This is a genomic window from Variovorax sp. UC122_21, assembly GCF_044056785.1.
Classification (GTDB): Bacteria; Pseudomonadota; Gammaproteobacteria; order Burkholderiales; family Burkholderiaceae_C; genus Variovorax.
In genome coordinates, this window is sequence record NZ_CP172004.1 from 5,392,416 (window position 1) to 5,414,043 (window position 21,628).

Genomic DNA, 21,628 nt, shown 5'->3' on the forward strand with positions numbered 1-21,628 from the left:
TCCTCCATCCAAGAAGGAGTGCCCCATGCCCATCGCCCTACTAGCGCTAACCCTCAGCGCCTTCGCCATCGGAACGACAGAGTTCGTCATCGTTGGCCTCATCCCCACGGTCGCCGCCGATCTAGGCATCGGCCTTCCCTCCGCCGGCCTGCTGGTCAGCCTCTATGCACTGGGCGTGGCCATCGGCGCGCCGGTGCTCACCGCGCTCACGGGCAAGCTGCCGCGCAAGGCGCTGCTGCTGGGCCTGATGGCGCTGTTCACGGTCGGCAACCTGCTGGCCTGGAAGGCGCCCAGCTACGAAACGCTGGTGGCCGCGCGCATCCTCACGGGGCTGGCGCACGGGGTGTTCTTCTCGATCGGCTCGACCATCGCCACCGGCCTGGTGCCCAAGGAAAAGGCGGCCAGCGCGATCGCGATCATGTTCACGGGCCTCACGGTGGCGCTGGTCACGGGCGTGCCGCTGGGCACCTTCATCGGGCAGCACTTCGGCTGGCGTGAAACCTTCCTCGCGGTGTCGGCGCTCGGCGTGATCGCCTTCGTGGGCAGCTGGATCTTCGTGCCCAGCGACATCCGCCACACGGCGCCGGCCTCGCTGGCGCAGCAGGCCAAGGTGCTGGCCGAGCCGCGCCTGCTGCTCGTGTATGCCAAGACGGCCATCGGCTACGGCGGCTCGTTCATTCCCTTCACCTTTCTCGCGCCGATCCTCACCGACGTGGCCGGCTTCAGCGCGGGCGCGGTGGGCTGGGTGATGCTGGTCTACGGCGTGTCGGTGGCGGTGGGCAACATCTGGGGCGGCAAGCTGGCCGACCGGCTGGGCCCGATCCCGGCGCTGAAGATCATCTTCGCGCTGCTGGCCGCGGTGCTGCTGCTGTTCAACTTCGCGGCGCCGCACAAGTGGTTTGCCGTGGTGGCCGTGCTGCTGTGGGGCGCGGTGGCCTTCGGCAACGTGCCGGGCCTGCAGGTCTACGTGGTGAAGCAAGCCGAACGCTTCACGCCGCAGGCGGTCGACGTGGCCTCGGGCCTGAACATCGCGGCCTTCAACCTCGGCATTGCCGGCGCGGCCTGGGCCGGCGGCCTGATCGTCACGCACCTCGGCCTGATGCACACGCCCTGGATCGGCGCGCTGGTGGTGCTGGTGTCGCTGGCGCTCACGCAGTGGAGCGGCGTGCTCGACCGCCGCAGCGGCATCCCGGTGCGTGCCTCGGGGCCGGTGCCGGTCGGACACTGAGGCGCGTCGCGCGCCTGCGCCGCGCGACGAGGGCGCGGCGTGTTCTCCCTTCTTTCGCCTTCATCCATCCATTCATTCCTCGGTCGATCGATTCGACCCCCGTACTTCTCAACCAAGGACCCCACCATGAGCAACGACAACACCCCCTCCCCCATCCCCGCCTTCGGCCTCGGCACCTTCCGCCTCAAGGGCCAGGTGGTCATCGACTCGGTGAAGACCGGCCTCGAGCTGGCTACCGCACCATCGACACGGCCCAGATCTACGGCAACGAAGCCGAGGTGGGCCAGGCCATCGCCGAAAGCGGCGTGGCGCGCGGCGAGCTGTTGCGTCACCACCAAGATCTGGACCGACAACTACGCCAAGGACAAGCTGGTGCCCAGCCTCAAGGAGAGCCTCGCGAAGCTGCGCACCGATCACGTCGACCTGACGCTGATCCACTGGCCCTCGCCCGGCAACGCGGTGCCGGTGGCCGAGTTCATGGGCGCGCTGGCCGAAGCCAAGGCGCAGGGGCTCACCAGGCGCATCGGCGTGTCGAACTTCAACATCGCGCTGATGAAGGAAGCCATCGCGGCCGTGGGCGCGGCGCAGATCGCCACCAACCAGGTCGAGCTGCACCCCTATCTGCAGAACCGAAAGGTGGCGGAGTTCGCGCAGAGCCAGGGCATCCACATCACCTCGTACATGACGCTGGCCTACGGCAAGGTCATCAACGACCCCGCGATCGAGGCGATTGCCAAGGCGCATGGCGCGACCACGGCGCAGGTGGTGCTGGCCTGGGCGATGCAGCTGGGCTATGCGGTGATTCCGTCGTCGACCAAGCGCGCGAACCTCGAGGGCAATCTGAAGGCGCGGCAGCTTCGGCTCAGCGACGCGGAGATGGCGCAGATCGCGGCGCTCGACCGTGGCGAGCGGCTGACGGATCCGGCCGGGCTGTCGCCGGCGTGGGATTGAGGGAACAAGAAGAAAGAGAAAGCGCGGCGGGCCGCACCATGAAGGCCGGCCCGCACGCTGGAGCTGCTGCGCCCGAGGCGCGGCATGCTGCCGCATCAAGAACCTTCGCTGACGCCACGCGCGGCCGTCGCACGCGCTTCGGCTCGCACGGCCTGGCGGTCGACGTTGCCGGCCACGACGCGGGCCACGCCATCGCCGCTCACGTCGCCATAGAGGTTGCCGGCGCGCGCGGCGGCCACGGCCTGCGAGCGGGCGTCCGAACGGGCGACCTGGCTCTGGAACACCGGCGGCACGCCGGCCTGGGCGGCTTCGCTGTACGGGTCTTCGCTGTGGGCGGCGACCACGGCCTGGGCACGCACCTCTGCGCGGCTCGCGGTCGACTGGAACTGCCGAGCACGCCCTGGTATTGCTCGGCGCTGGCGCCGAGCAGAACACGGAAGCGAGGACGGCGACGGAGAGGAGGACGGAAGACTTCATGATGGACTTTCTGGAAGGTTGAAGAAGAAGGAGACGGACAGTCGTCAGTGGCTGGAGGAGAGGGTTGTTGCTGCTGACGGAAGTGATTGTTTTCGGGGCATGGCCCTTGCGAACGCGGTTGCGTATGCCTGTGTATCCGTGGGGGCGAACGCTCACAGTAAATTCCGTCGCCGGACCAAGGCGCCGCGCGCCCCGCCACCTGGCTTGGGCAGAATCCGGCACGCGCCGGCGCCCCATGCGCCCCGGGCCAGAACCACTACAACACCATGCACCCTGAGGGAGTCCCCAGCCGCCAGCGCGGCGCAATGGCGTCGGCCCTGCTGTTGGCCGCCGGCCTGCTCGCCGGTTGCGCGGCGCCCCCAGGGCCCCACGTTGGCCCGCCGGCACCCGCCCCGTGCCCACCCATGCCGGCGGCAGCGCCATGGGGCACGCAGACAGCCGCCATGCTGTGTCCCTGATCCAGTTTTCCGCCGGGGAGCACGATGCCCACCCGCTCGGCCGACTTCACCGTCACGCTCTCCCGCAGGGCACCGCGCTCGATGTGTCCATGTTCGCTTCCAGCGGCAGCCAGGACTGGGATCGCGCGGCCGCGGTGGCGCTGCGATTGCTGCAGCCCTACCCCGAGCTCGACGGCCGGGTTCCTGCCCAGGCGCTGGTGTTCGTGTCGCCGTGGCGGATCAACGCGATAGCAACCCCCAGGAACTCGCACGGCGAGCGGCAGCGCGACCGGCAAGACTTCGCCAGCCGGCTGCGCGCAACCATCGCGGCCCGGCTGGCCGATGTGGACGTGCGCGCCATTCCCGGCAACCCCGCGGCCGAGTTCGAACTGACCCTTGCCGCCGACGGCTCCGTCACCGCGGTGCAGTTGGCCAGGAGCAGCGGCATCCGCGCCTGGGACGACATCGCCCTGGGCGCGCTTCAGCGCATCGACAAGCTGCCGCTGGATGGCAACGAGAAGACATTGCCGAAATTGACGGTCACGCTGCGACCCAGATAGATACAGCGACGAGAGATCGGCCCACGCCCCCCTTGCCGCTTCGACCCTTTCCCCCACGCCCCTCCATGACGGAACGACAACTCATCATCCCCGCCTCGATGCAACGCCTCGCCGAACGCGCGGGCTACGCGCCCGCCGTCAAGGTCGGCGCCACGGTCTACTGCGCGGGCCAGGTCGGCCGCACGCCCGAGCTCGAGGTCATCGCCGACCCCGAGGCTCAGTTCGTCGCGGCCTGGGACAACCTGCGCACGGTGCTGGCCGAAGCCGGCTGCGGCTTCGAGGACGTGGTCGAGATGACCACCTACCACGTCGACATGGCCACGCACATGCCGGTGTTCCGCGCGGTGAAGGACCGCACCTTTCCGCGCGGCCAGTGCGCCTGGACCTGCATAGGCGTGCACTCGCTCGCGCACGCGGGGCTGCTGGTGGAGATCAAGTGCGTCGCGGTGGCGCGCGACGCGGCTGCGGGCTGAATAACGCGCACCGGCCGTGCCGGTTCCTCAGTCCTTCGGCGCGGCATCGCCCACGGGCTTCACCGCCGCATCGGCCTCGAGGCAAGCCGCCTTCAAGGCCTCGGCCACCGCATCGGGCGCATCGCGCAGCTCGACGATGTCGCGCTCGCCCACGCAATGTCCTTCGAGCCGGATGTAGATGCGCTTGAAGTCGCCGCCCAGCGCCTTGGCCACGTCGCGCAGGCAGTCGGGCAGCGTGGCGAAAACCGCTGTCGCGGTAGGAGCTCGGCGGGATCACGCCCTTGGAGCGCGGCGCGCGCACCGAGTAGCCGTAGGCGGCGCCCTGCTCCTTCAGCTCGACCACGGGCTGAAGGGTGCGCTCGACTTCCAGGGCTCGCTTCATCGCCCCAGTGTAAGAGCGATGCGCCGCGGGAATCCAGCTCAGGCGGCGGGGTGCAGCCTCCGCGCGACGATGTCGGTGACGAGCGCCAGCACGATCGCCACGCCACCCACGGCAAACAGCAGCGCGTAGCCGCCGCCCGCGTGCGCGAGCAGCCACGACATTCCGTAGGCACCGCTGGCCTGCAGCACCGCGAAGCCGGTGGTGGCGCGACTCCACGCGGGCTTCTGCATCGCGGGGTGATGCGCGAGCAGCTCCTGCACGCGGCCCAGCACCAGCGGCACGATGCCCGGCGTGAAGGCGCCGACCACGGCGCTCGAGACGATCAGCCCGCCATGGCCGATGAGGCCGAACGCGGGCAAGGCGAGCGCCGCGGCCTGCAGCACGAAGGCGATGCGCAACGCGGTGGCGAAACCGACGCGGTCGGCGAGCCAGCCGCCGAGCACCGGCCCCACGAGCGCGCCGAGGCCGAACACCACCCAGTACTGCGCGCCGACCGCGAGGCCTTGCCCGAGGCCGCGCGCGACGAAGTCGACCAGAAAGATCATGTGCGGCACGAGGCCCACGGCATTGAGCGAATAGGAGAGCGTGAGCGCGCGCAGCGCGCCGGTGGCCGGCTTGCGCGCGGCGGCGGCGTGCGGGGCGGCCGCGGGTGCCGGTGCGGCGGCGGGCCAGCCGTTCCATGCGAGCGCGGTGAGCAGCAGGGCCAGCAGCGCGAGGCCGAGCCAGGTCGCGCCCAGCCCCTGGCGCAGCAGCAGCGGCACCAGCGTGCCCGAGGCCGCGATGCCCAGGCCGATGCCCGCGAACACCAGGCCGCTCGCGATGCCGCGCTGGCGCGGCGGGATGTGCGCGAGCACGGTGGGCGCGGCCAGCACCATGAGCGCGCCGCCCGAGATGCCCGAGACGATGCGCCAGCCGAAGAACCAGGCGAAGTCGAGCGGCCAGGCGCAGGCCGCGAGCGAGGCGACGGTGGCGAGCATCATCGCGCGCAGCACGCCGCGCACCGGCCAGCGCGCCGACATCGGGCCGCCGAGCAGCGCGCCCGCGAGGTAGCCCACGAGGTTGGCGGCACCTAGGTAGGTGGCGGCCGAGGCGTCGAACCAGTGGGCGTCGATGATGGCCGGCAGCAGCGGCGTGTAGGCGAAGCGCGCGAGGCCCAGGCCCACGAGCGTGGCGCAGAAGCCCGCGAGGATGGCGGGCCAGTTGGAGGCGGTGCGCGGTTGCGATGCGGTGGCAGTGCGCGCGGCTGCACTGCGAGGGGTGGCCATGATGTGCTCCGGCGAATCGATGGATTCGATGCTACGGATTGCCGGTGCGCGAATGAATCCCTATCCTCGGGCATTCAGTATTTCGCGAAGAGGAAGAATCATGGACCGCATCGACGCCATGAAGGTGTTCGTGGCGGCGCTGGCCGAAGGCAGCCTCGCCGGTGCCGGCCGCAAGCTCGGAAAGTCGCCGGCCGCCGTGAGCCGCGCGATCGCCTTCCTCGAGGCTCACGTGGGCGCCGAGCTGCTGCACCGCACGACGCGCTCGATCCGGCTCAGCGATGCGGGCGAGCGCTATGCGGTGGCCTGCCGGCGCATCCTCACCGACCTCGAGGAAGCGGACATCGCGGCGGCCGGCGAACGCTCGGCGCCGCGCGGCCGGCTCACGGTGACGGCCGCGGTCGCGGTGGGCGAGGCGCTGCTGCGGCCGATCCTCGATGCCTTCATGAACGCGCACCCCACGGTGTCGGTGCGGCTGCACCTGCTGGACCGCCCGGCCAACCTGATCGACGAGGGCATCGACGTGGCGCTGCGCATCGCGCACCTGGCCGACTCGACGCTGGTGGCGCTACCGGTGGGCGAGGTGCGCCGCGTCACGACGGCCTCGCCGCGCTATCTCGCGAAGCATCCGCGCATCGCGGTGCCGGCCGACCTCGCCGAGCACCAGGTGGTGGCGATGACGCACTTCGGCATCGACTCGTGGAGCTTCCCGCCCGCGGATGGCGCCAGCGGTCCCGGCACGATGCCGCGCACGGTGCAGTTCGCGCCGCGCTTCGTGGTCAACAGCCTGCGCGCGGCGGTGGCCTCGGCGGCCGAAGGGCGCGGCGTGCTGCGCTCCTTCTCGTACCACGTGGCCGACGAGGTGGCCGACGGCCGGCTGCGCATCATCCTCGCGCAGGACGAGCCGCCGCCGCTGCCGGTGCACCTGGTGGTGCCGCACGGGCGGCTGTCGGTGCCGAAGGTGCGGGCCTTCGTCGACTTCGCGCTGCCCAAGCTGCGCGCGGGTTTCGCGGACTGGTGCAAGGCCTGCGAGCCCAAGGCCGAGGCCAGGCGCGCAAAGCGTCGCAGCGGCTGATTCGCTCGAGCGGCGGAAGAGTGATTGCCGAATCACGGCCATTCTCTCTTCGATCGAGCGACTCCACACTTCCTTCCACGACGCCACCGCATCTCGTGGGGCGCAAACACCGGAAGGACATTCACCATGAGCACCCCTGATTCCCAAGGCGGCAAGAACCGCACCGCCGTCGTCACCGGCGCCAGCAGCGGCATCGGTTTCGCGATCGCGCGCCGCCTGCTGGCCGAAGGCTGGAACGTGGTCGGCAATGCGCGCAGCGACGCGCGGCTGATCGAGGCCGCGCGCCAGTTCGGCGCCGGCGACCGCTTCGCCGGCGTGGCCGGCGACATCGCCGATCCGCGCATCGCCGCCGCGCTGGTCGAGCATGCGGTCACGCGCTTCGGCGGCGTCGACGCGCTGGTCAACAACGCGGGCATCTTCCTGGCCAAGCCCTTCGTGGACTTCACGCCCGAGGAGGTCGAACAGCAGATCGCCACCAACGTGAAGGGCACGATCTACGCCTCGCAGGCCGCGGCGCGCCACATGATCGGCCGCGGCGCGGGCGCGATCGTCAACATCACGGCCTCGGTGGCGCTGCAGCCGCGCAGCAACGTGCCGGCCTTCATGGCGGTACTGCTCAAGGGTGGGTTGAACGCGGCCACGCGCGCACTGGCGCTCGAGCTCGCGCCGCATGGCGTGCGCGTGAACGCCGTGGCGCCCGGGATCATCGACAGCCCGATGCATGCGCCCGAGACGCACGGCTTCCTCAAGACCCTGCAGCCGACCGGCCGCCTGGGCACGGTCGACGAGATCGCCGATGCGGTGCTCTACCTGGTGAACGCGGGCTTCACGAGCGGCGCGGTGCTGCCGGTCGATGGCGCGGGCAGCGCGGGCAACTACATCGGTTGAAGGAGAACGCCATGCCCTACGTCAACGTACGCATCACGCGCGACGGCGTCACGCGCGCACAGAAGGCCACCGTGATCGCGGAGATCACCGACACGCTGCAGCGCGTGCTCGGCAAGGACCCGCACCTGACCCATATCGTGATCGACGAGATCGACACCGACGACTGGGGGTATGCGGGCGAGACGACGACGGTCGTGCGCGCGCGGGAGGCGGCACAGGCGAAGGAAGCTGCGGGGCAGGTGCGTCAGGTCTGAGCCGGGCGCGCTTGAAAAAACAACCGTTCACGCTGAGCTTGTCGAAGCGCCGCGCGAGGCGTCGACAGGCTCAGCCCGAACGGTTGTGTTCCGGCTGACCTGTCCGGCGATCAACCCGCGTTCTTCAGCGACTGCTTGGCCTTGTCGGCCGAGGCCTTCGAGCGATTCTTGTGATAGCCCGACTTCACGTTGTTCACGGCCTTGCCGACCGGACCGCTCTTCTTGGCCTTGCTGTCGGCCTGCTTCTCGTCGATCTTGTGCTGGGCCGCATCGGTCGCCTCGGAGGCGGCCTTGCCGATCTGCGCGTTGGCGGTGCCGGCGGCCAGCAGGGTCAGCGAAGTGGCGAGTGCGAGCAGGGTCTTGTTGATCATGGGACGGATCCTCCAAAGGTTGTCGATAAGCCGATGGTGATGCTTTCGGCATGCGCGGCCTGTCGGCGGCGACCGCGCATCGCTGGGCGGGCTGCCCTACAGCCTCGCCCCCTTCCCGGACCGAGCGCGCGCACGACGGCGGCATGGATGGCGTGTTGCCTGGAACGGCGCGCGAAGCCCACCGGCTCGATCCACGCCTGTGCAATGCATCCCTCCCGAAGTGATACTCGTCGAGGAATCAATCGCCACCTTGTTGCGTTGGAGCTTCGCACTTCGGGGTCCGAGCGCAGCGGCCGGAAAGTACCGACTGGCTTGAATTCCCATGCGAATGCGGCGCGATGGTGCGTCGTTCGCGGGCACGGATTTTGCGCAACCTGATTGCAGTTTCTGCACACATCAACATCAGGGAGCTTTTTCACATGACCCACGAAAGCGAAGCCGATTCGGATCAAACGCATGTACGGGGAACGCGCCGCCGTTCCCTCCTGAAGGCCGGCCTGGCCCTTCCCCTCGGCACCAGCGCGCTGCTGGCCGCATGCGGCGGCGGAGGCAGCAGCAGCGGCGGCTTTTCGCCGACGCCGGCGCCGGTGGCCGTGGCACCACCACCCTCGCCCGCGGTGGTGCCGACGCCGCCCGTCGATCCGCCACCGCCGAGGCCGGTCGAAAAAGCGGTGAAGAACGTGCGCGTTCTCAACCTGCAGACGCCCTCCACATCGCCACTCCCCGACCAGCGACTGAAGGACGAAGCCATCGAGACCTACACGCGGCGCGCGCTGCAGGCCAAGTTCGACCTGCTGCGCGATGCGCTGGCACAGGGCCTCCCAAAGAAGAGCGCGCCCACCGACCTCTGCTTCTTTGTGGTGCCCGAGTTTTTCTGGAATGTGAACTGGGATGCGGTGAGGAACGAGGAGGAGATCAAGGCGTTCTCGGCCACCTGCGTGATCGAGGTTCAGAAGCACGTGCGCGCGCTGATCGCCTTGTTCCCGCAGGACCAGTACGGCAAGCTGGCGCTGCTGCCCGGCACTTCGCAGGTTCTGATGAAGCAACTGGTCGAGCCTCCCGCGGCGCCGGCCCCGCAAGGCGGTCCGGTGAAAGACGAGGACCTCCCGCCCTACGAAGCGCTCAACTACGTGCTGGTGATCGACAACTTCAGCAAGGCCAACCCCGACGGCAGCCGGCCGATCGCGATGTGGCCCAAGCGCAATGTGTCATGGATCGACTTCGACACGGACGGGGGCACGCAACTCCTGAAGGACGGCCGGGCCTACTGGAAGGTGCGGCTGGGCCACCTCGACATCCTGGTGCTGATGGAGTCGACCACCACCGCCGCCTACTACGCGGACGGCAAGCAGTACAAGGGCTTCGACAACGACCCGCTAGGCGGCGTGCCCTTCGGCGTGGACGTGTGCCTCGACTACATGGCGTCGTACACCGAGAAGCAATACCTGCGGATGTCGCAGATCGAGGACACCAACTACATCATCGACTTCCTGCTCGCCGCCGGCATGACGGCCGATCCCGACAGTCACAAGTACCTGCCTTCGGTGCAGTACATCGTGCGAAACGACGGCCACTACCTGGGTGCCTGCGAGATCTTCCAGCTCTCGGCGCCGGAAAGCACCGAAGGCATCGCCAAACGGCCGGGCAACGCGCTCGTCGCGCAGACCGCGGTGGCGAATCTGGCGCCGAACACCATCCTCTTCGACGCCTACTTCGATGTCCATCCGCTGGGGCAGTATCCCGAGATACCCGCCGTTCCGGACATCCCGGACCTTCCCACCGAACCGCTGCCCTCGCCGTTCGTGCCGACGGCTTCGGCCTAAGCCGCGCGCCGCGTGGCCGCCCACTCGGCCAGGATCCGCACCGCCTCGCCGTCCATCCTCTGCTCGGCCGGCAGGCTGCGCTGCGCGAGCGTCGCGCCCGACTCGATGCGCAGCGCCTCCACGTCGATCGGATGGCGCGCGGCCACGGTCACGCCCTCGAAGGCCTCGCCCGACTGCGCGAGCGAGGCCGCGTAGTAGAGCTGCGCGATGCCAGCGATGTGCATCGCCGCCACGCACATGGCACAGGGCTCGCACGAGGTGTAGAGCTCGCAGCCCGAGAGGTCGACGCTGCCGAGCTTGCGGCAGGCGTCGCGGATGGCCTCGACCTCGCCGTGCGAGGTGGGGTCGTGGTGCGCGACCGAGTGGTTGAAGCCCTCGCCGACGATGGCGCCGTCCTTCACGACCACGGCGCCGAAGGGCTCGGTGCCGGGTTCGTGCAGCGCCTGCGCGGACAGCGCGAGCGCGCGTTGCATGAAGCGTTCCTGGTACATGGTGTTCAGACCTTTCGAGTGGCTGCGCCCTCGGGCGCGAGGGAGGAGGATGGCACGGCGCGCGGCGCGAACAGCTCCGCGGTGGCCGCGCCGTAGCGGCGCGGATCGAAGCGCAGCAGCAGCGGCAGCAGCACGAGCACCACGGCGCCGAGGTAGGCCCAGGCGAGCGCGAAGCCGCCGGTGTGCTCGCGCACCCAGCCGGTGACGAAGGGCGCGAGCGCCGCGATCATGAAGCCCAGGCCCTGCATGAAGCCCGCGAGCGCGCCGGCCTGCGCGGGATCGGCCAGGTGGTCGAGCGCGAGCACCATGCACAGCGAGAACGCGCCGCCGAGGCCGAAGCCCAGCACGAGCGCGATGGCCGGGGCCGGCACGGGCGCATGCAGCGCGAGCGCGCAGAAGCCCGCGAGCTGCGCGGCCAGCGTGAGCGCGAGCCAGGGCCGCAGGTCGCGCCCGCGGCTGCGCGCGATGGCGGGCATGGCGAGCGCGCCCACCACCTGCGCCAGCGTCATCAGCGCGAGCACCGAGCCGCCCTCCTGCGCGCTCCAGCCCTGCTGGGCATAGAAGTGCGGCAGCCAGGCCACGAGGCTGGTGTAGCCGCCGTTGATGAGGCCGAAGCAGATCGCCAGCAGCCACGCACGCGGGCTCGCGAAGCAGCGCAGCCACGAAAGGCCGCGGCGCGGCGCATCGGCCGTGAATTCCATGCGCCGCATGTTGAGCCAGTACGGCAGCGCGAAGACCGCGGGCAGCGCCCAGATCGCGAGGCCCGCATGCCAGTCGGGATGCGCGCCGCCGAGCGCCTGCGCGACCCAGGGGCTGGCGATCGCACCGAAGCCGCCGCCGCCCATGATCGCGGCCCGAATAGAGCCCGGTCATCACGCCGATGCGCGCCGGATAGGCCTGCTTGACCACGCCCGGCATCAGCGCCTGCACCAGCCCGACACCCGCGCCCGCGAGCGCCGCGCTGGCGAGCAGCGGCGCCGCGCCGTTCGCTCCGTAGCGGCTCGCGCAGGCCAGCGCGATGGCCGCGAGGCCCAGCGCGACACCGGCGCGCGCGCCGATGCGCTGCCCCACGGCCGCGCCGCACAGCGAGGTGGCGCCCATCGCGAACATCGGCAGCACCGTGAGCAGCGCCACGGCATGGAAGCCGATGCCGGTGTCGAGGCGAATGGCGCCGAGCAGCGGGCTGCTCGAGGTGAGGAAGGCGCGCAGGTTCAGCGCCACCAGCACGATCACGGCCGCGAAGGCGGTGCCTGCATCGCGGCGGACCTCGGGCTTCACAAGGCGGCCACGTCGTCCTGCAGCACGCCGTCGCGCGCGACGATGCGGCCGCCGGCCACCACGAGCCGGCGCACGGGGCGCTCCACCACGGCATGCGCCACGGTCTGCGCGTCGACCAGCACCAGGTCGGCGCGGTCGCCGACACCCAGGCCATAGGCCTCGAAGCCGCAGCCGCGCGCACCCGAATGCGTGACGGTGTCGAGCGCGATCTCGATCTCGTCGTCGCGGCGCAGGTTGTAGCGCAGGCCGATGATCATCGCGCGCTCGAGCATGTCGGGCCGGCCATAGGGCGACCAGGTGTCGCGGATGCCGTCGTTGCCGCCGAGCACGGTCACGCCGGCCTGGCGGCAGGCCAGCAGCGGCGGCACGTTGCGCGAGGGCGGCGCGCTGGTGATCAGCACCACGCCGAGCTTCGCCATGCGCGCGAGCAGGGCATCGCGTTCGCGCTCGCTCACGTCGCCGAGGCAGAAGCCATGGCTGATCGCCACCCGGCCCTGCATGCCCAGCGCCTCGGTGCGCTGCAGGATCAGGTCGAGCGAGAAGGCGCCCATGGCGCCGGGCTCGTGCAGGTGGATGTCGATAGCGCGCTGGTGCCGGTGGGCGATGTCGAACAGCACGTCGAGCGACTTCACGGGATCGCCGTCGATGGCGCAGGGGTCGAGCCCGCCGAGCACGTCGGCGCCCGCGGCCAGCGAACGGTCGAGCAGCTCGGCCGTGCCGGGCCGCGCGAGCAGGCCCGACTGCGGGAAGGCGACGACCTGGATCTGCTGCAGATCGCGCAGGGTCTCGCGCGTGCGCAGCGTGCCTTCGAGGTGGCGCAGGCCGGCCTGCGTGTCGACGTCGACATGCGTGCGCAGCCGCGTGGTGCCGAGCGCGAGGAAGGCCTTGGCCAGCACCAGCGACTGCGCGGCCGCGTCGTGGCCGCTGGCATGGCGGAAGGCGCGCTCGTTCTCGATCTTGTCGATCAGGTTCGCTCCGACCTCGTTGCGGTACCAGTCCAGGCCCCACATCGTCTTGTCGAGGTGGGTGTGGCCCTCGACGAGGCCGGGCAGCAGCAGCGCGCCGCGGCCGTCCTCGACGACGGCACCGGCCGGCGCGGCGAGCGCGGCGCCAAGCTCGGCGATGCGGCCTTCCTGCACCCGCACGTCGACCGGCGCGGCACCCAGCGGGCGAACGTTGCGGATCAGGAGCGATGGCATGGGGATTCCTTTGTTCTTTGTCGCATGAAGCATCAGGCGGGCTGCGCCGCGGCCGCGCGTGGCGCCGGGCCCGGCGTGACCAGCGCCACGATCACGAACACCAGCGCGTTGGTCGCGAGCGCCACCAGCCCGGTGTTGAGCGACTTGAAGGCCAGCGGCGCCGTGGGAAACAGCGTAGCGAGGTTCGCGCCGGTGGTCATCAGGAAGCCGAGCACCGCGCCGCCCGCGACGATGCCCGCGAAGGCCGCGTGCTTGTTGCCGAAGGGCTTCTTCATGAGGCTGAACAGCAGCGAGGGCAGCAGCTGCGTGAGCAGGCTGGAGGCGAAGATCGCCACCGCCACGATGGTGGTGCCGCCGCGCAGCACGAAGTACACCGCCACCAGCGCGAACAGCGGCAGCACGCCGCGCGCCACGCGCGACACCTGGCGGTCGGTGGCATGCGGCGCGAAGCCTTCCTTGTAGACGTTCTTGCCGATCACGGTGGAGGCCGTGAGCAGGATCATCGAGCCCGGCACCAGCGCCGTGAGCACGCCGGTGCCGCCGATCACGCCGACGAACCAGGGGTCGAAGGTGTGCTTGACGAGGCCGAACAGGGCCAGGTCGACGTCGGAGCCCTTGAGCCCCGGCACCTGCAGGATGGCCGCGAAGCCGACCAGGAACAGGAAGGCGATCACGACCTGGTACAGCGGCATCAGGATGGTGTTGCGGCGCACCGCGCTCGCGCTGCGCGCGGCGTACACCGAGGTGAGGTTGAACGGGTAGAGGTAGTAGCCCAGCGCCGTCAGCAGAATGGTCGAGTTGTACCAGGTGAGATTCAGCCCTTCCTTCGGGAATTCGAAGAAGCCCGGGTTGGCCGCGTGGATGGCGGTGAACATCGGCGCCACGCCGCCGTAGTAGCGCCACGGCAGGTAGAGGCCGAGAAACACGGCGAGCGCGAGGATGAGCACGTCCTTCACGATGGCGATGCTGGCAGAGCCGTGAATGCCCGAGAACAGGATGTAGCTGACCATCACCAGCGTGCCGATCCAGATCGCCACCGGCGGCGCGATGGAGCCGTACGAGGCCTCCGAGACGATGATGCCGAGCCCGCGCAGCTGGATGGTCAGCAGCGCGACCATGCCGCCGAGCGCGACCACCGACACCAGCACGCCGAGCGGTCGGCTGTCGTACTTGTGGGCGAAGAAGTCGGAGAACGACACCAGCTTGTGCGCGCTGGCGTAGCGCCACACGGCAGGCAGCATCCAGAAGGCCATGAGGTAGGCCAGCCCGCCATAGGCCAGGATGTAGAAGGCCGGCGAGCCCTTGCTGTACGACCAGCCGCTGGCGCCCAGGAAGGTGAAGGTGGAGAACGATTCGCCCGCCATCAGCAGGAACACCATGATCGCGCCGAGCCCGCGCCCGCCGAGCGCCCATTGCTCCAGGCTCATGGTGCGGCCGCGCCGCGCCAGCACCGCGAGGGCCAGCGCGCCGACCACGAACAGTGCGATCACGCCGAGCGCGGCGTTCATCGCGCGTCTCCCTGCGTTGCCGGTGCGTCGAGGTCGCCCTCGGCGCGGTCGATGACCACCATGATCAGCGAGGTCAGCACCAGCCAGAGCACGTTCCACACCATCAGGAAGGGCATGCCGAGCACGAAGGTGGGCGCGACGGAGGACAGCCAGCCCCCGCTGAAGAAGGCGGCGACCGGCAGCGCGGCCAGCCATTTGGCGGATTTCATGTGTGTCTCCGTTGTCGTGTGTGGTTGTGGATATCCGGATTTTTGGTCAACCATATCATTTTATTTTGGTTAACCAAATTTCCGCGAATGGTACGAAGCGGGCCGGGCCGCGTCGATCCGGGGGCTTTCCCGGGTGACGCGACGCAGGCAAAATCCGCCTGCCTATGCCCGCCACCCGCAAGCCTTCCGCGCCCGCACCCTCCCCCGAGCCCACCGACGCCGATGGCGCCAACGTGGACGAACGCGTCTATGCCGCCGTCTCCAAGGCGCTGCTCAGCGGCAAGCTGCGGCCCGGCACGCCGCTGCGCGAGCGCGCGCTGGCCGAGGCGCTGGGCTGCACGCGCGGCGCGGTGCGCAAGGTGCTCGCGCGGCTGGGTTCCGAGAAGCGGCTGGTGCTCGAGCACAACCGCGGCGCCTTCGTGCCCAACCCGTCGATCGAGGACATGCGCGGCACCTACCGCGCGCGCCGCATCGTCGAGGCCGGGCTCGTGACCACGCTGTTCGGCCAGCTCTCGCGCGAGCAGGTGGCCACCTTGCGCAAGCACGTGCAGGCCGAGCAGAAGGCCTTCAAGGAAGGCCGGCGCGAGGATGCGGTGCGCCTGGCCGGCGACTTCCACCTGCTGCTGGCGCAGATGGCGGGCAGCGAGGAACTGCTCTCCTACATCGGCCGGCTGATCGCGAACACCGAGCTCTACAAGGCGCTCTACGACTCGGCCGAGGCCGCGAGCTGCGCGCCGCGCGAACACGAACAGATCATCGATGCGCTGACCGCCGGCAAGTCGCTCGACAAGGCGCTGGCCGTGGCGCTCGAGCACCTCGACGAGCTCGAGCGGCGCGTGATCGCGGGCGCGGCGGCCGAGCAGGAGACCGACCTCGCGACGCTGCTCAACGTCGGCGGCGCCGACCCGCACCACGGGCACGGCCACTGAGGCGGACACGTTTCGGCCGCGGCCGAAGTGTCCGCGCGCGGCCTTCGCGATGATCGGCGCGCCATGCCGACCACCACCACCCTCGCCACTTCAGCCAACCCCCGGCCCCCCGCCCTCGAATGGGCGCTGCTCGTGCTGCTCGCCACCTGCTGGGGCGCTTCCTACACCTTCATCAAGATCGGCGTCGCGACCCTTCCGCCGGTCACGCTGATCGCGGCGCGCACGCTGGTCGCGGGCCTGCTGCTGCTGGCCGTGCTACGGCTGCGCGGCCTGCGGCTGCCGCGCGACGCGGCCAGCTGGCGCCGCTTCGCGCTGCAGGCCGGCCTCAACAGCGTGCTGCCCTTCACCCTGATCGCCTGGGCCGAGCGCAGCGTCGACGCCGGCCTTGCCACCATCCTCAACTCGACCTCGCCGATCTTCATCTTCCTGCTGAGCCTGGGCCTGGCCGGTGCCGAGCGGCCCACGCTGCGGCGGCTGTTCGGCGTGACGGCCGGGCTGGCCGGCATCTGCCTGATCATCGGCGTCGAGGCGCTCGGCGGCCTCGGCCACTCGCTGCGGTCCCAGCTCGCGCTGGTCGCGGCCGCGGTCTGCTACGGCTGCGCGGCGATGTTCGGCCGCGTGTTCAAGGGCCTCGACCCGATGCTGCCGGCCGCGGGCTCGCTCGTGAGCGGCGCCGCGCTGCTGCTGCCCGCGAGCCTGCTGATCGACCGCCCCTGGACCCTCGCGCCCTCGGCCGCGTCGCTGGCCGCCGTGCTCGCGCTCGCCGTGGTCTCGACCGCGCTGGCCTTCACCATCTACTTCCGGCTGATCCGCACCCTGGGCCCGATGTCGACCGCCGCCCAGGCCTACCTGCGCGTGCCGATCGGCGTCGCCATCGGCGTGCTGTTCCTCGGCGAGCGGCTCGCGCCCACCGCGTGGGCCGGACTTGCGTGCATCATGGCCGGCGTGATCGCGATGACGCTGCCCGCGCGCGGCGGCATCCCCCTGCCCTTTCTCCCGGAGATGAACCCATGCTCGAACTCAGGCCCAACTGCGAATACTGCGACAAGGACCTGCCGCCGAACGCGACCGATGCGCGCATCTGCAGCTACGAATGCACCTACTGCGCCGACTGCGCGCAGCACGTGCTGCACGATGTCTGCCCCAACTGCGGTGGCGGCTTCGCGCCGCGGCCGATCCGGCCGGCGACCGAAAGGCGGCCCGGGGTGTTCCTGGGCAAGCAGCCGGCGTCGGTGCAGCGCAAGCATCTGAAGTGGGAGCGCGGGGCGGAACTGGAAGCCTTCATCGAGAAGGTGCGGCAGGTGCCTCCGGTGGAGCGCTGAGCCGTCGCCTCCGGCCGGACCGTCCACCATGTTTCGCATCGCTTTTCTCGAACAGCGCGGCAACGGCCTCGAGGTGGAAGAGCGGCTGGTTCGCGAGGTGTTCGAATCGCGCGGCATACCCGTCGAGCTCTACACGCGCAAGCGGATCGAGCGCCGCAACCTGCCCCTGGACGCACACGCCTTCATCATGGGAACGACGCCTTCGATGCACGGCGCGATGAAGCAGCTCGGCATCGAGATACCCGCACCCAACGACTATCCGCAAGCCCTGCGCCATCTGCTGCACCGCCGCGTCTGGTCCGCCACGTTGGGAGACATCGAAAGGGCGCTGTACGAAGGGCGTCAGGGGCCCGTCTTCGTCAAGCCGGCGGACCGGCTCAAGACCTTCACCGGACGCGTCTTCGAGAGTCCGGCGGACCTGTACTTCCTTGGCCGTGCCTCGAGGCAACAGCAGGTCTGGTGCTCCGAAGTCGTCCAGTGGCGCTCCGAGTTCCGTGCCTACGTGGCCGGCGAGAAGGTGCTCGCCCTCGATCACTATCAAGGGGATCCGGAAGCACGCCCTCGCATGCAGGTCATCGAGGAGGCCGTCGCCGCGTACCGGCGCAGCGGCGAGGCGCCTTCGGCCTATGGCATCGACTTCGGTGTGCTCCCCAGCGGGGAGACAGCCCTGGTCGAAGCCAATGACGGCTATTCCCTGGGGGCCTACCAGGTCGCCGCGCCGCTCTATGCCGAGGTGCTGTTGACACGCTGGGCCGAGTTGCTGGCCAAGCACAAGGCCTCGCGAGACCTTGGCGCCTGAGTCTGCATGCGGCGCACGAAGCGCTCGACCTCGCAAGCAATCGCGACAGGCTCACCCTCGCTGATGAAGCGCTCGCACCGCAACGCCATGAAGACCGGGTGCCGTTCCCGGATGCGCCGCGTTTCGCTGATCCGGTCGCCGTTGAGGTAAGGCCTGCCCAGCTGGCGCTCGACCACGCGTTCGACGCAGCGCTCGAGCTCGAAGGACGGCAACAGCAGCGCGGTGAGCGGATCGCCTTCGATCGCATCCCGCAAGGCCGGGGTAGCGCTCGCTCACGCCGGCCGGATAGGTCATGAACCCCGAGGACATCGCAATCACGGTTGGCGCAGTCGCCGCGGCGTGAAGCTGTTCGTAGATCTCGACGTTGCGCGCCGCATAGCCCGCGTACCCATGGCACGCCATGAAGGCCGCGACATCGCCCTGTTGCGCGATGAAGACCTGGTCGAGGTCGACGAAGCGCCAGGCCAGCCGCTGCGCGAGCAGCGGGCCGACGGTGGTCTTGCCGGCGCCACCGGGGCCGATGAGATGAACGAAGGGGATCAATGCGAGGGAACGAGGAGCGTGACAGGCGCCGCGGCATTCTGAAGCACCGCGGCGGCCACGCTACTCGGCCCTGATGTTCCCCTTCGCGACGATCGCACCGAACTTCGCGTCCTCGCCCTTCAGGAAGGCCGCGAACTCCTTCGGCCCCGCGCCCAGTGGCGTGACGCCGCCCTCCTCGAAATTCCTGCGCACGCCCGGGTTCGCGAGCACCTGTGCCAGCGCGGCATGCAGCTGCGCGACGATCTGCGGCGGCGTTCCCTTGGGCGCGAAGATGCCCTGCCAGACGGACACGTCGGCACCGCGCCATGCGGGCACGCTGGCCAGCGGCGGCGCTTCGGGCATGGCGGCCGAGGCGCTCTCCGCCATCACGCCGTACACGCGCAGCTTGCCCGCGCGCGCCTGCTGGATGACCATCGACAGCGGCAGCACGGCGAGGTCGAGCTGGTTGCCGCTGAGGTCGCTCACGATCTGCACGCCGGTGCGGTACGGCACATGGACCATGTCGACGCCGCCGCGCTGCTTGAGCAGCTCGCCGCCCAGGTGCAGCGAGGTGCCCACACCCGAACTCGCATAGCTGTACTTGCCGGGCGCGGCCTTGAGGTCGGCATACAGCGCCTCGCTGGTCTTCGGCTGCAGCGCGGGCTTGCCGACCAGCGCCAGCGGCTGCGCACCGAGCAGCGTGACGGGCACGAGGTCGGCGAGGCCGTCGTAGCGCACGGTGGAGGGCGTCACCATCTTCGCGATGACGACGGTGCTCTCGACCGACAGCAGCAGGGTGTAGCCGTCGGGCCTGGCGCGCACGGCCTTCTCGGTGCCGATGACGCCGCCGGCGCCCGACACGTTCTCGATCACCACCGGTTGCCCGAGCCGCGTGGCGAGCTCGGGCGCGATCCAGCGCGCCATGACGTCGACGTTGCCGCCGGCACCGTAGGGCACGATCAGGGTGATCGGGCGCGCGGGCCAGGCGGGCTCGGCGAGGGCGGCGGTGGCGCAGGCAGCGAAGGCCAGGGCGGCGAGCAGTGCGCGGCGGCGTGCGGTGTCGAGGTGCATGGCGGGTCCTTCAGTCGCGGTTCGTTTCCAGGGGAGCAGCCTGCTCGCGCTCGAGCGCGGCGATCTCGCGTTCGAAATCGGCGCGCAGGTTGCGCTTCGCGTCGTCGTCGAGCCAGCAGGCGTCGACGCCCGCGAGGCTGAAGGCGCGCGCCTGCGCCCAGCCCCAGCCGTTGCCCTCGAGCACGGTGGCGTAGGTGTGGCTGAGGTCGGTGTGGAACATCGCGGGGTCGTCGGTGTTGAGGCTGACCGGCAGGCCCGCGTCGACCATGCGCTTCACGCTGTCGAGCCGCCGCCGCTGGTTGCGCACCACGCTCGTGATGCCGCAGACGCAGAAGTGCACGCCGCGGTCACGCGCGCGCCGCAGGCCGTCGTCGCTGGCCAGCAGGTTGTAGCCATGGTCGAGCCGGTCGCAGCCCAGCAGGTGGATGCAGTCGTCGACGTTGGAAGGCGGCGCCTCCTCGAGCGTCTGGTTGTCCTCGCAGACATGGGCGGTGCGCTGGAGGCCGGCGCGGCCCGCGCGCTCGAACAGGGCCGCGAAGCTGGCGGGCGGGCCCGCGCGCTCGGGGCCGTCGAGGCCCACGCCGACGACGAGGTCGGAGCGCAGGCCGAGGATGTCGTCCATCGCGCGCTCGGCGCTGTCGAGCGGCAGGCCGCGGTCGAAGGAGGCGATCAGCAGGCCCGAGCAGCCGAAGTCCTGTCGCGCGGCGCGCAGGCCGGCCACCAGCCCCTCGACCTGCACGCGGTAGGGCACGCCCGTGGGCATGAAGTACTGCGGGTTGAAGGACAGCTCGACATGGCGCGCGTTGCTGCTGCGCGCGGCGTCCTCCACGGCCTCGTAGGCCACGCGCTCGAAATCGGCGCTGCTGCGCACCGCCTGCGCCGCGATGCGCAGCACGTCGATGAAGTCGTAGAAGTCGCGGTAGCTGTAGAGCGTGTCGACCGGGCGCGGCAGCGGCAGTTCGTATCGGCGCGCGAGCGCGACCAGCGTGGCCGGGCGCAGGGTGCCGGCCATGTGGAAGTGCAGGTCGGTCTTGGGCAGCCGGGCGAGCAGGTCCGGGCGGACCGGCACGGGGGAGGAAGGGGTGGACATGGACGGCGACGATAGCCACGCCCACCGCCCGCGCCCAGCACAGCGCTGTGCAGCAGGTTATGACAGCGCCGTCATGACCTGGGCCGGTGCGCCAGCTCGCGCGCGGCCGCCGTCAGCTCGCCGCGCAGCCAGCGCATGGCCTGGTTCTTGTGCGTGCGCTCGTGCCACACGAGGCGGTAGCGGTGCGGCTTGATCTTCGCGGGAAAGGGCACGATCGCGAGCGGGTACTGGCGCGCGAAGTCCTCGGCCAGCAGGCGGCCGGTGGTGAAGACGAGGTCGGTGCGCGCGAGGATGGCCGGCGCCATGCCGAGGAACTGGGTGTGCATCGCCGTGTGGACCGACACGCCGAGCTCGGCCAGTTGCGCATCGATGATGGTGCCCTGCCCCGGCACGTGCTCGAGCGAAGAAAGGTGCCGGGCGCGCCGGTAGTCGTCGAGCGTCATCGGCGCCCTGGCCAGCGGATGGCCCTCGCGCACCAGGCAGACCATGGGCTCGGTCAGCAGGCTGGCGGCGCGCAGGTGCCCGGGCAGCTCGGGCCAGATGGTGATGACCATGTCGACCTCGCCGTCGGCGAGCTGGCGGTAGTGCTCGAAGCGCGAGCCCAGGCCACGGATCACCACGTCGCATTCGGGCGCCTGGCGCGCCACGCGCTCGGCGATGTCGGCGAAGAACTGGCGCGGCAGGAAGTCGTAGGTCGCGATGCGGAAGCTCTGGCGCAGCTCACGCGGCTCGACCGGGCCGGCCTCGGCGGTCAGCAGCGACATGTCGGCGAGGATGCGCCGCGTGGGCGCGGCCAGCGCCTGCGCGCGCTCGGTCAGCACCATGCGGTTGCCCACGCGCACCAGCAGCTCGTCGCCGGTGAGCTGGCGCAGCACCTTGAGGTGGCGGCTCAGCGCGGACTGCGCCACGCCGAGCCTGGCCGCGGCCTGCGACACGCTGGCCTCGCTCAGCAGCACGTGGAGCGAGCGCAGCAGCGATTCGTCCAGTCGGCGGTCGTGCTCGCCGGTGTCGGGCAGGGACATGGTGGGA

The 21,628-nt window shown here is 70.3% G+C and carries 24 protein-coding genes and 2 pseudogenes; 12 read left to right on the forward strand and 14 right to left on the reverse strand.

Annotated features, from left to right (window positions below; genetic code table 11):
* Window positions 1-25: 25 nt before the first annotated feature.
* Both ACHMXE_RS38090 and dkgB read left to right on the forward strand, forming a co-directional pair.
* Window positions 26-1,228, forward strand: a complete 1,203-nt coding sequence (locus tag ACHMXE_RS38090; RefSeq protein WP_203204371.1) for an MFS transporter — start codon at window positions 26-28, stop codon at window positions 1,226-1,228.
* 126 nt (window positions 1,229-1,354) lie between these two features.
* Window positions 1,355-2,179 carry a 2,5-didehydrogluconate reductase DkgB gene (gene dkgB, locus ACHMXE_RS38095; protein ID WP_395348875.1) on the forward strand — a complete coding sequence of 275 codons (825 nt, stop codon included), beginning with the start codon at window positions 1,355-1,357 and terminating at the stop codon, window positions 2,177-2,179.
* Window positions 2,180-2,274: 95 nt separating this feature from the next.
* Here the strand turns inward: dkgB and ACHMXE_RS38100 are convergent, their stop codons facing one another.
* The gene (locus ACHMXE_RS38100; RefSeq protein ID WP_395348876.1) at window positions 2,275-2,538 is read right to left on the reverse strand and encodes a hypothetical protein; all 264 of its coding nucleotides are present in this window, start codon (window positions 2,536-2,538) and stop codon (window positions 2,275-2,277) included.
* Window positions 2,539-3,050: 512 nt separating this feature from the next.
* Here ACHMXE_RS38100 and ACHMXE_RS38105 point away from each other — a divergent pair.
* On the forward strand, window positions 3,051-3,653 hold the full coding sequence (locus ACHMXE_RS38105; RefSeq protein WP_395348877.1) for an energy transducer TonB: 603 nt from the start codon (window positions 3,051-3,053) through the stop codon (window positions 3,651-3,653).
* Between the two features lie 65 nt (window positions 3,654-3,718).
* A complete protein-coding gene (locus ACHMXE_RS38110) occupies window positions 3,719-4,126 on the forward strand; it encodes a RidA family protein (RefSeq protein WP_395348878.1) in 408 nt (135 codons plus the stop codon).
* Window positions 4,127-4,153: 27 nt separating this feature from the next.
* Here ACHMXE_RS38110 and ACHMXE_RS38115 read toward each other — a convergent pair whose 3' ends face one another.
* Together ACHMXE_RS38115 and ACHMXE_RS38120 are read right to left on the reverse strand one after the other, a co-directional pair.
* Complete coding sequence (locus tag ACHMXE_RS38115) at window positions 4,154-4,339, reverse strand: hypothetical protein (RefSeq protein ID WP_395348879.1); 186 nt, start codon at window positions 4,337-4,339, stop codon at window positions 4,154-4,156.
* A 207-nt stretch (window positions 4,340-4,546) separates the two neighbouring features.
* Window positions 4,547-5,773, reverse strand: coding sequence for a YbfB/YjiJ family MFS transporter (locus ACHMXE_RS38120; RefSeq protein WP_395348880.1), 1,227 nt, complete (start codon window positions 5,771-5,773; stop codon window positions 4,547-4,549).
* A gap of 100 nt (window positions 5,774-5,873) precedes the next feature.
* Here ACHMXE_RS38120 and ACHMXE_RS38125 point away from each other — a divergent pair, with 100 nt between their 5' ends.
* The 3 genes from ACHMXE_RS38125 to ACHMXE_RS38135 all read left to right on the forward strand — a co-directional run bounded on the left by ACHMXE_RS38125 (window position 5,874) and on the right by ACHMXE_RS38135 (window position 7,987).
* On the forward strand, window positions 5,874-6,845 hold the full coding sequence (locus ACHMXE_RS38125; protein ID WP_395348881.1) for a LysR family transcriptional regulator: 972 nt from the start codon (window positions 5,874-5,876) through the stop codon (window positions 6,843-6,845).
* A gap of 126 nt (window positions 6,846-6,971) precedes the next feature.
* Complete coding sequence (locus ACHMXE_RS38130) at window positions 6,972-7,733, forward strand: SDR family NAD(P)-dependent oxidoreductase (protein WP_395348882.1); 762 nt, start codon at window positions 6,972-6,974, stop codon at window positions 7,731-7,733.
* An 11-nt stretch (window positions 7,734-7,744) separates the two neighbouring features.
* Window positions 7,745-7,987 (forward strand): 4-oxalocrotonate tautomerase family protein, encoded by a 243-nt coding sequence (locus ACHMXE_RS38135; RefSeq protein WP_395348883.1) that lies wholly within the window; start codon window positions 7,745-7,747, stop codon window positions 7,985-7,987.
* Between the two features lie 110 nt (window positions 7,988-8,097).
* Here ACHMXE_RS38135 and ACHMXE_RS38140 read toward each other — a convergent pair whose 3' ends face one another.
* Window positions 8,098-8,355, reverse strand: a complete 258-nt coding sequence (locus ACHMXE_RS38140) for a hypothetical protein (protein WP_395352988.1) — start codon at window positions 8,353-8,355, stop codon at window positions 8,098-8,100.
* A 341-nt stretch (window positions 8,356-8,696) separates the two neighbouring features.
* Between ACHMXE_RS38140 and ACHMXE_RS38145 the strand changes: the two genes are divergently transcribed.
* Window positions 8,697-10,181 carry a hypothetical protein gene (locus tag ACHMXE_RS38145; RefSeq protein WP_395348884.1) on the forward strand — a complete coding sequence of 495 codons (1,485 nt, stop codon included), beginning with the start codon at window positions 8,697-8,699 and terminating at the stop codon, window positions 10,179-10,181.
* Here ACHMXE_RS38145 and ACHMXE_RS38150 read toward each other — a convergent pair.
* The 5 genes from ACHMXE_RS38150 to ACHMXE_RS38170 all read right to left on the reverse strand — a co-directional run bounded on the left by ACHMXE_RS38150 (window position 10,178) and on the right by ACHMXE_RS38170 (window position 14,866).
* On the reverse strand, window positions 10,178-10,672 hold the full coding sequence (locus ACHMXE_RS38150) for a nucleoside deaminase (RefSeq protein WP_395348885.1): 495 nt from the start codon (window positions 10,670-10,672) through the stop codon (window positions 10,178-10,180). The genes ACHMXE_RS38145 and ACHMXE_RS38150 overlap by 4 nt on opposite strands.
* A gap of 5 nt (window positions 10,673-10,677) precedes the next feature.
* On the reverse strand, window positions 10,678-11,517 hold the full coding sequence (locus ACHMXE_RS38155) for an MFS transporter (RefSeq protein ID WP_395348886.1): 840 nt from the start codon (window positions 11,515-11,517) through the stop codon (window positions 10,678-10,680).
* Window positions 11,518-11,946: 429 nt separating this feature from the next.
* The gene (locus tag ACHMXE_RS38160; RefSeq protein WP_395348887.1) at window positions 11,947-13,149 is read right to left on the reverse strand and encodes an amidohydrolase family protein; all 1,203 of its coding nucleotides are present in this window, start codon (window positions 13,147-13,149) and stop codon (window positions 11,947-11,949) included.
* Window positions 13,150-13,181: 32 nt separating this feature from the next.
* A complete protein-coding gene (locus tag ACHMXE_RS38165; RefSeq protein ID WP_395348888.1) occupies window positions 13,182-14,657 on the reverse strand; it encodes a sodium:solute symporter in 1,476 nt (491 codons plus the stop codon).
* Window positions 14,654-14,866: a DUF3311 domain-containing protein gene (locus tag ACHMXE_RS38170; protein WP_057593917.1), complete on the reverse strand. Its 213-nt coding sequence runs from the start codon at window positions 14,864-14,866 to the stop codon at window positions 14,654-14,656. The genes ACHMXE_RS38165 and ACHMXE_RS38170 overlap by 4 nt, the downstream gene beginning before the upstream one ends.
* A 164-nt stretch (window positions 14,867-15,030) precedes the next feature.
* On the opposite strand from ACHMXE_RS38170, the gene ACHMXE_RS38175 reads away from it, so the two are divergent.
* From ACHMXE_RS38175 to ACHMXE_RS38190, 4 genes and pseudogenes are all read left to right on the forward strand, one after another.
* Window positions 15,031-15,795, forward strand: coding sequence for a GntR family transcriptional regulator (locus ACHMXE_RS38175; RefSeq protein ID WP_395348889.1), 765 nt, complete (start codon window positions 15,031-15,033; stop codon window positions 15,793-15,795).
* Between the two features lie 63 nt (window positions 15,796-15,858).
* Window positions 15,859-16,767, forward strand: a pseudogene (locus ACHMXE_RS38180) (DMT family transporter); the annotation flags it as partial.
* Between the two features lie 38 nt (window positions 16,768-16,805).
* Window positions 16,806-17,117, forward strand: a complete 312-nt coding sequence (locus ACHMXE_RS38185; RefSeq protein WP_395348890.1) for a DUF1272 domain-containing protein — start codon at window positions 16,806-16,808, stop codon at window positions 17,115-17,117.
* A gap of 28 nt (window positions 17,118-17,145) precedes the next feature.
* Window positions 17,146-17,916, forward strand: a complete 771-nt coding sequence (locus ACHMXE_RS38190; RefSeq protein WP_395348891.1) for an ATP-grasp domain-containing protein — start codon at window positions 17,146-17,148, stop codon at window positions 17,914-17,916.
* Here the strand turns inward: ACHMXE_RS38190 and ACHMXE_RS38195 are convergent.
* The 5 genes and pseudogenes from ACHMXE_RS38195 to ACHMXE_RS38215 all read right to left on the reverse strand — a co-directional run bounded on the left by ACHMXE_RS38195 (window position 17,841) and on the right by ACHMXE_RS38215 (window position 21,621).
* Entirely contained in the window at window positions 17,841-18,170 is a 330-nt protein-coding gene (locus tag ACHMXE_RS38195) for a hypothetical protein (protein ID WP_395353100.1), read from the reverse strand. The two genes, ACHMXE_RS38190 and ACHMXE_RS38195, sit on opposite strands and share 76 nt — an antisense overlap.
* Window positions 18,171-18,267: 97 nt before the next feature.
* Window positions 18,268-18,459 (reverse strand): annotated as a pseudogene (locus ACHMXE_RS38200) (shikimate kinase); the annotation flags it as partial.
* 60 nt (window positions 18,460-18,519) lie between these two features.
* Window positions 18,520-19,509 carry a Bug family tripartite tricarboxylate transporter substrate binding protein gene (locus ACHMXE_RS38205; protein WP_395348892.1) on the reverse strand — a complete coding sequence of 330 codons (990 nt, stop codon included), beginning with the start codon at window positions 19,507-19,509 and terminating at the stop codon, window positions 18,520-18,522.
* Between the two features lie 10 nt (window positions 19,510-19,519).
* Window positions 19,520-20,599, reverse strand: a complete 1,080-nt coding sequence (gene add / locus ACHMXE_RS38210; RefSeq protein WP_395348893.1) for an adenosine deaminase — start codon at window positions 20,597-20,599, stop codon at window positions 19,520-19,522.
* Between the two features lie 71 nt (window positions 20,600-20,670).
* Complete coding sequence (locus ACHMXE_RS38215; RefSeq protein ID WP_209542558.1) at window positions 20,671-21,621, reverse strand: LysR substrate-binding domain-containing protein; 951 nt, start codon at window positions 21,619-21,621, stop codon at window positions 20,671-20,673.
* Window positions 21,622-21,628: the final 7 nt, after the last annotated feature.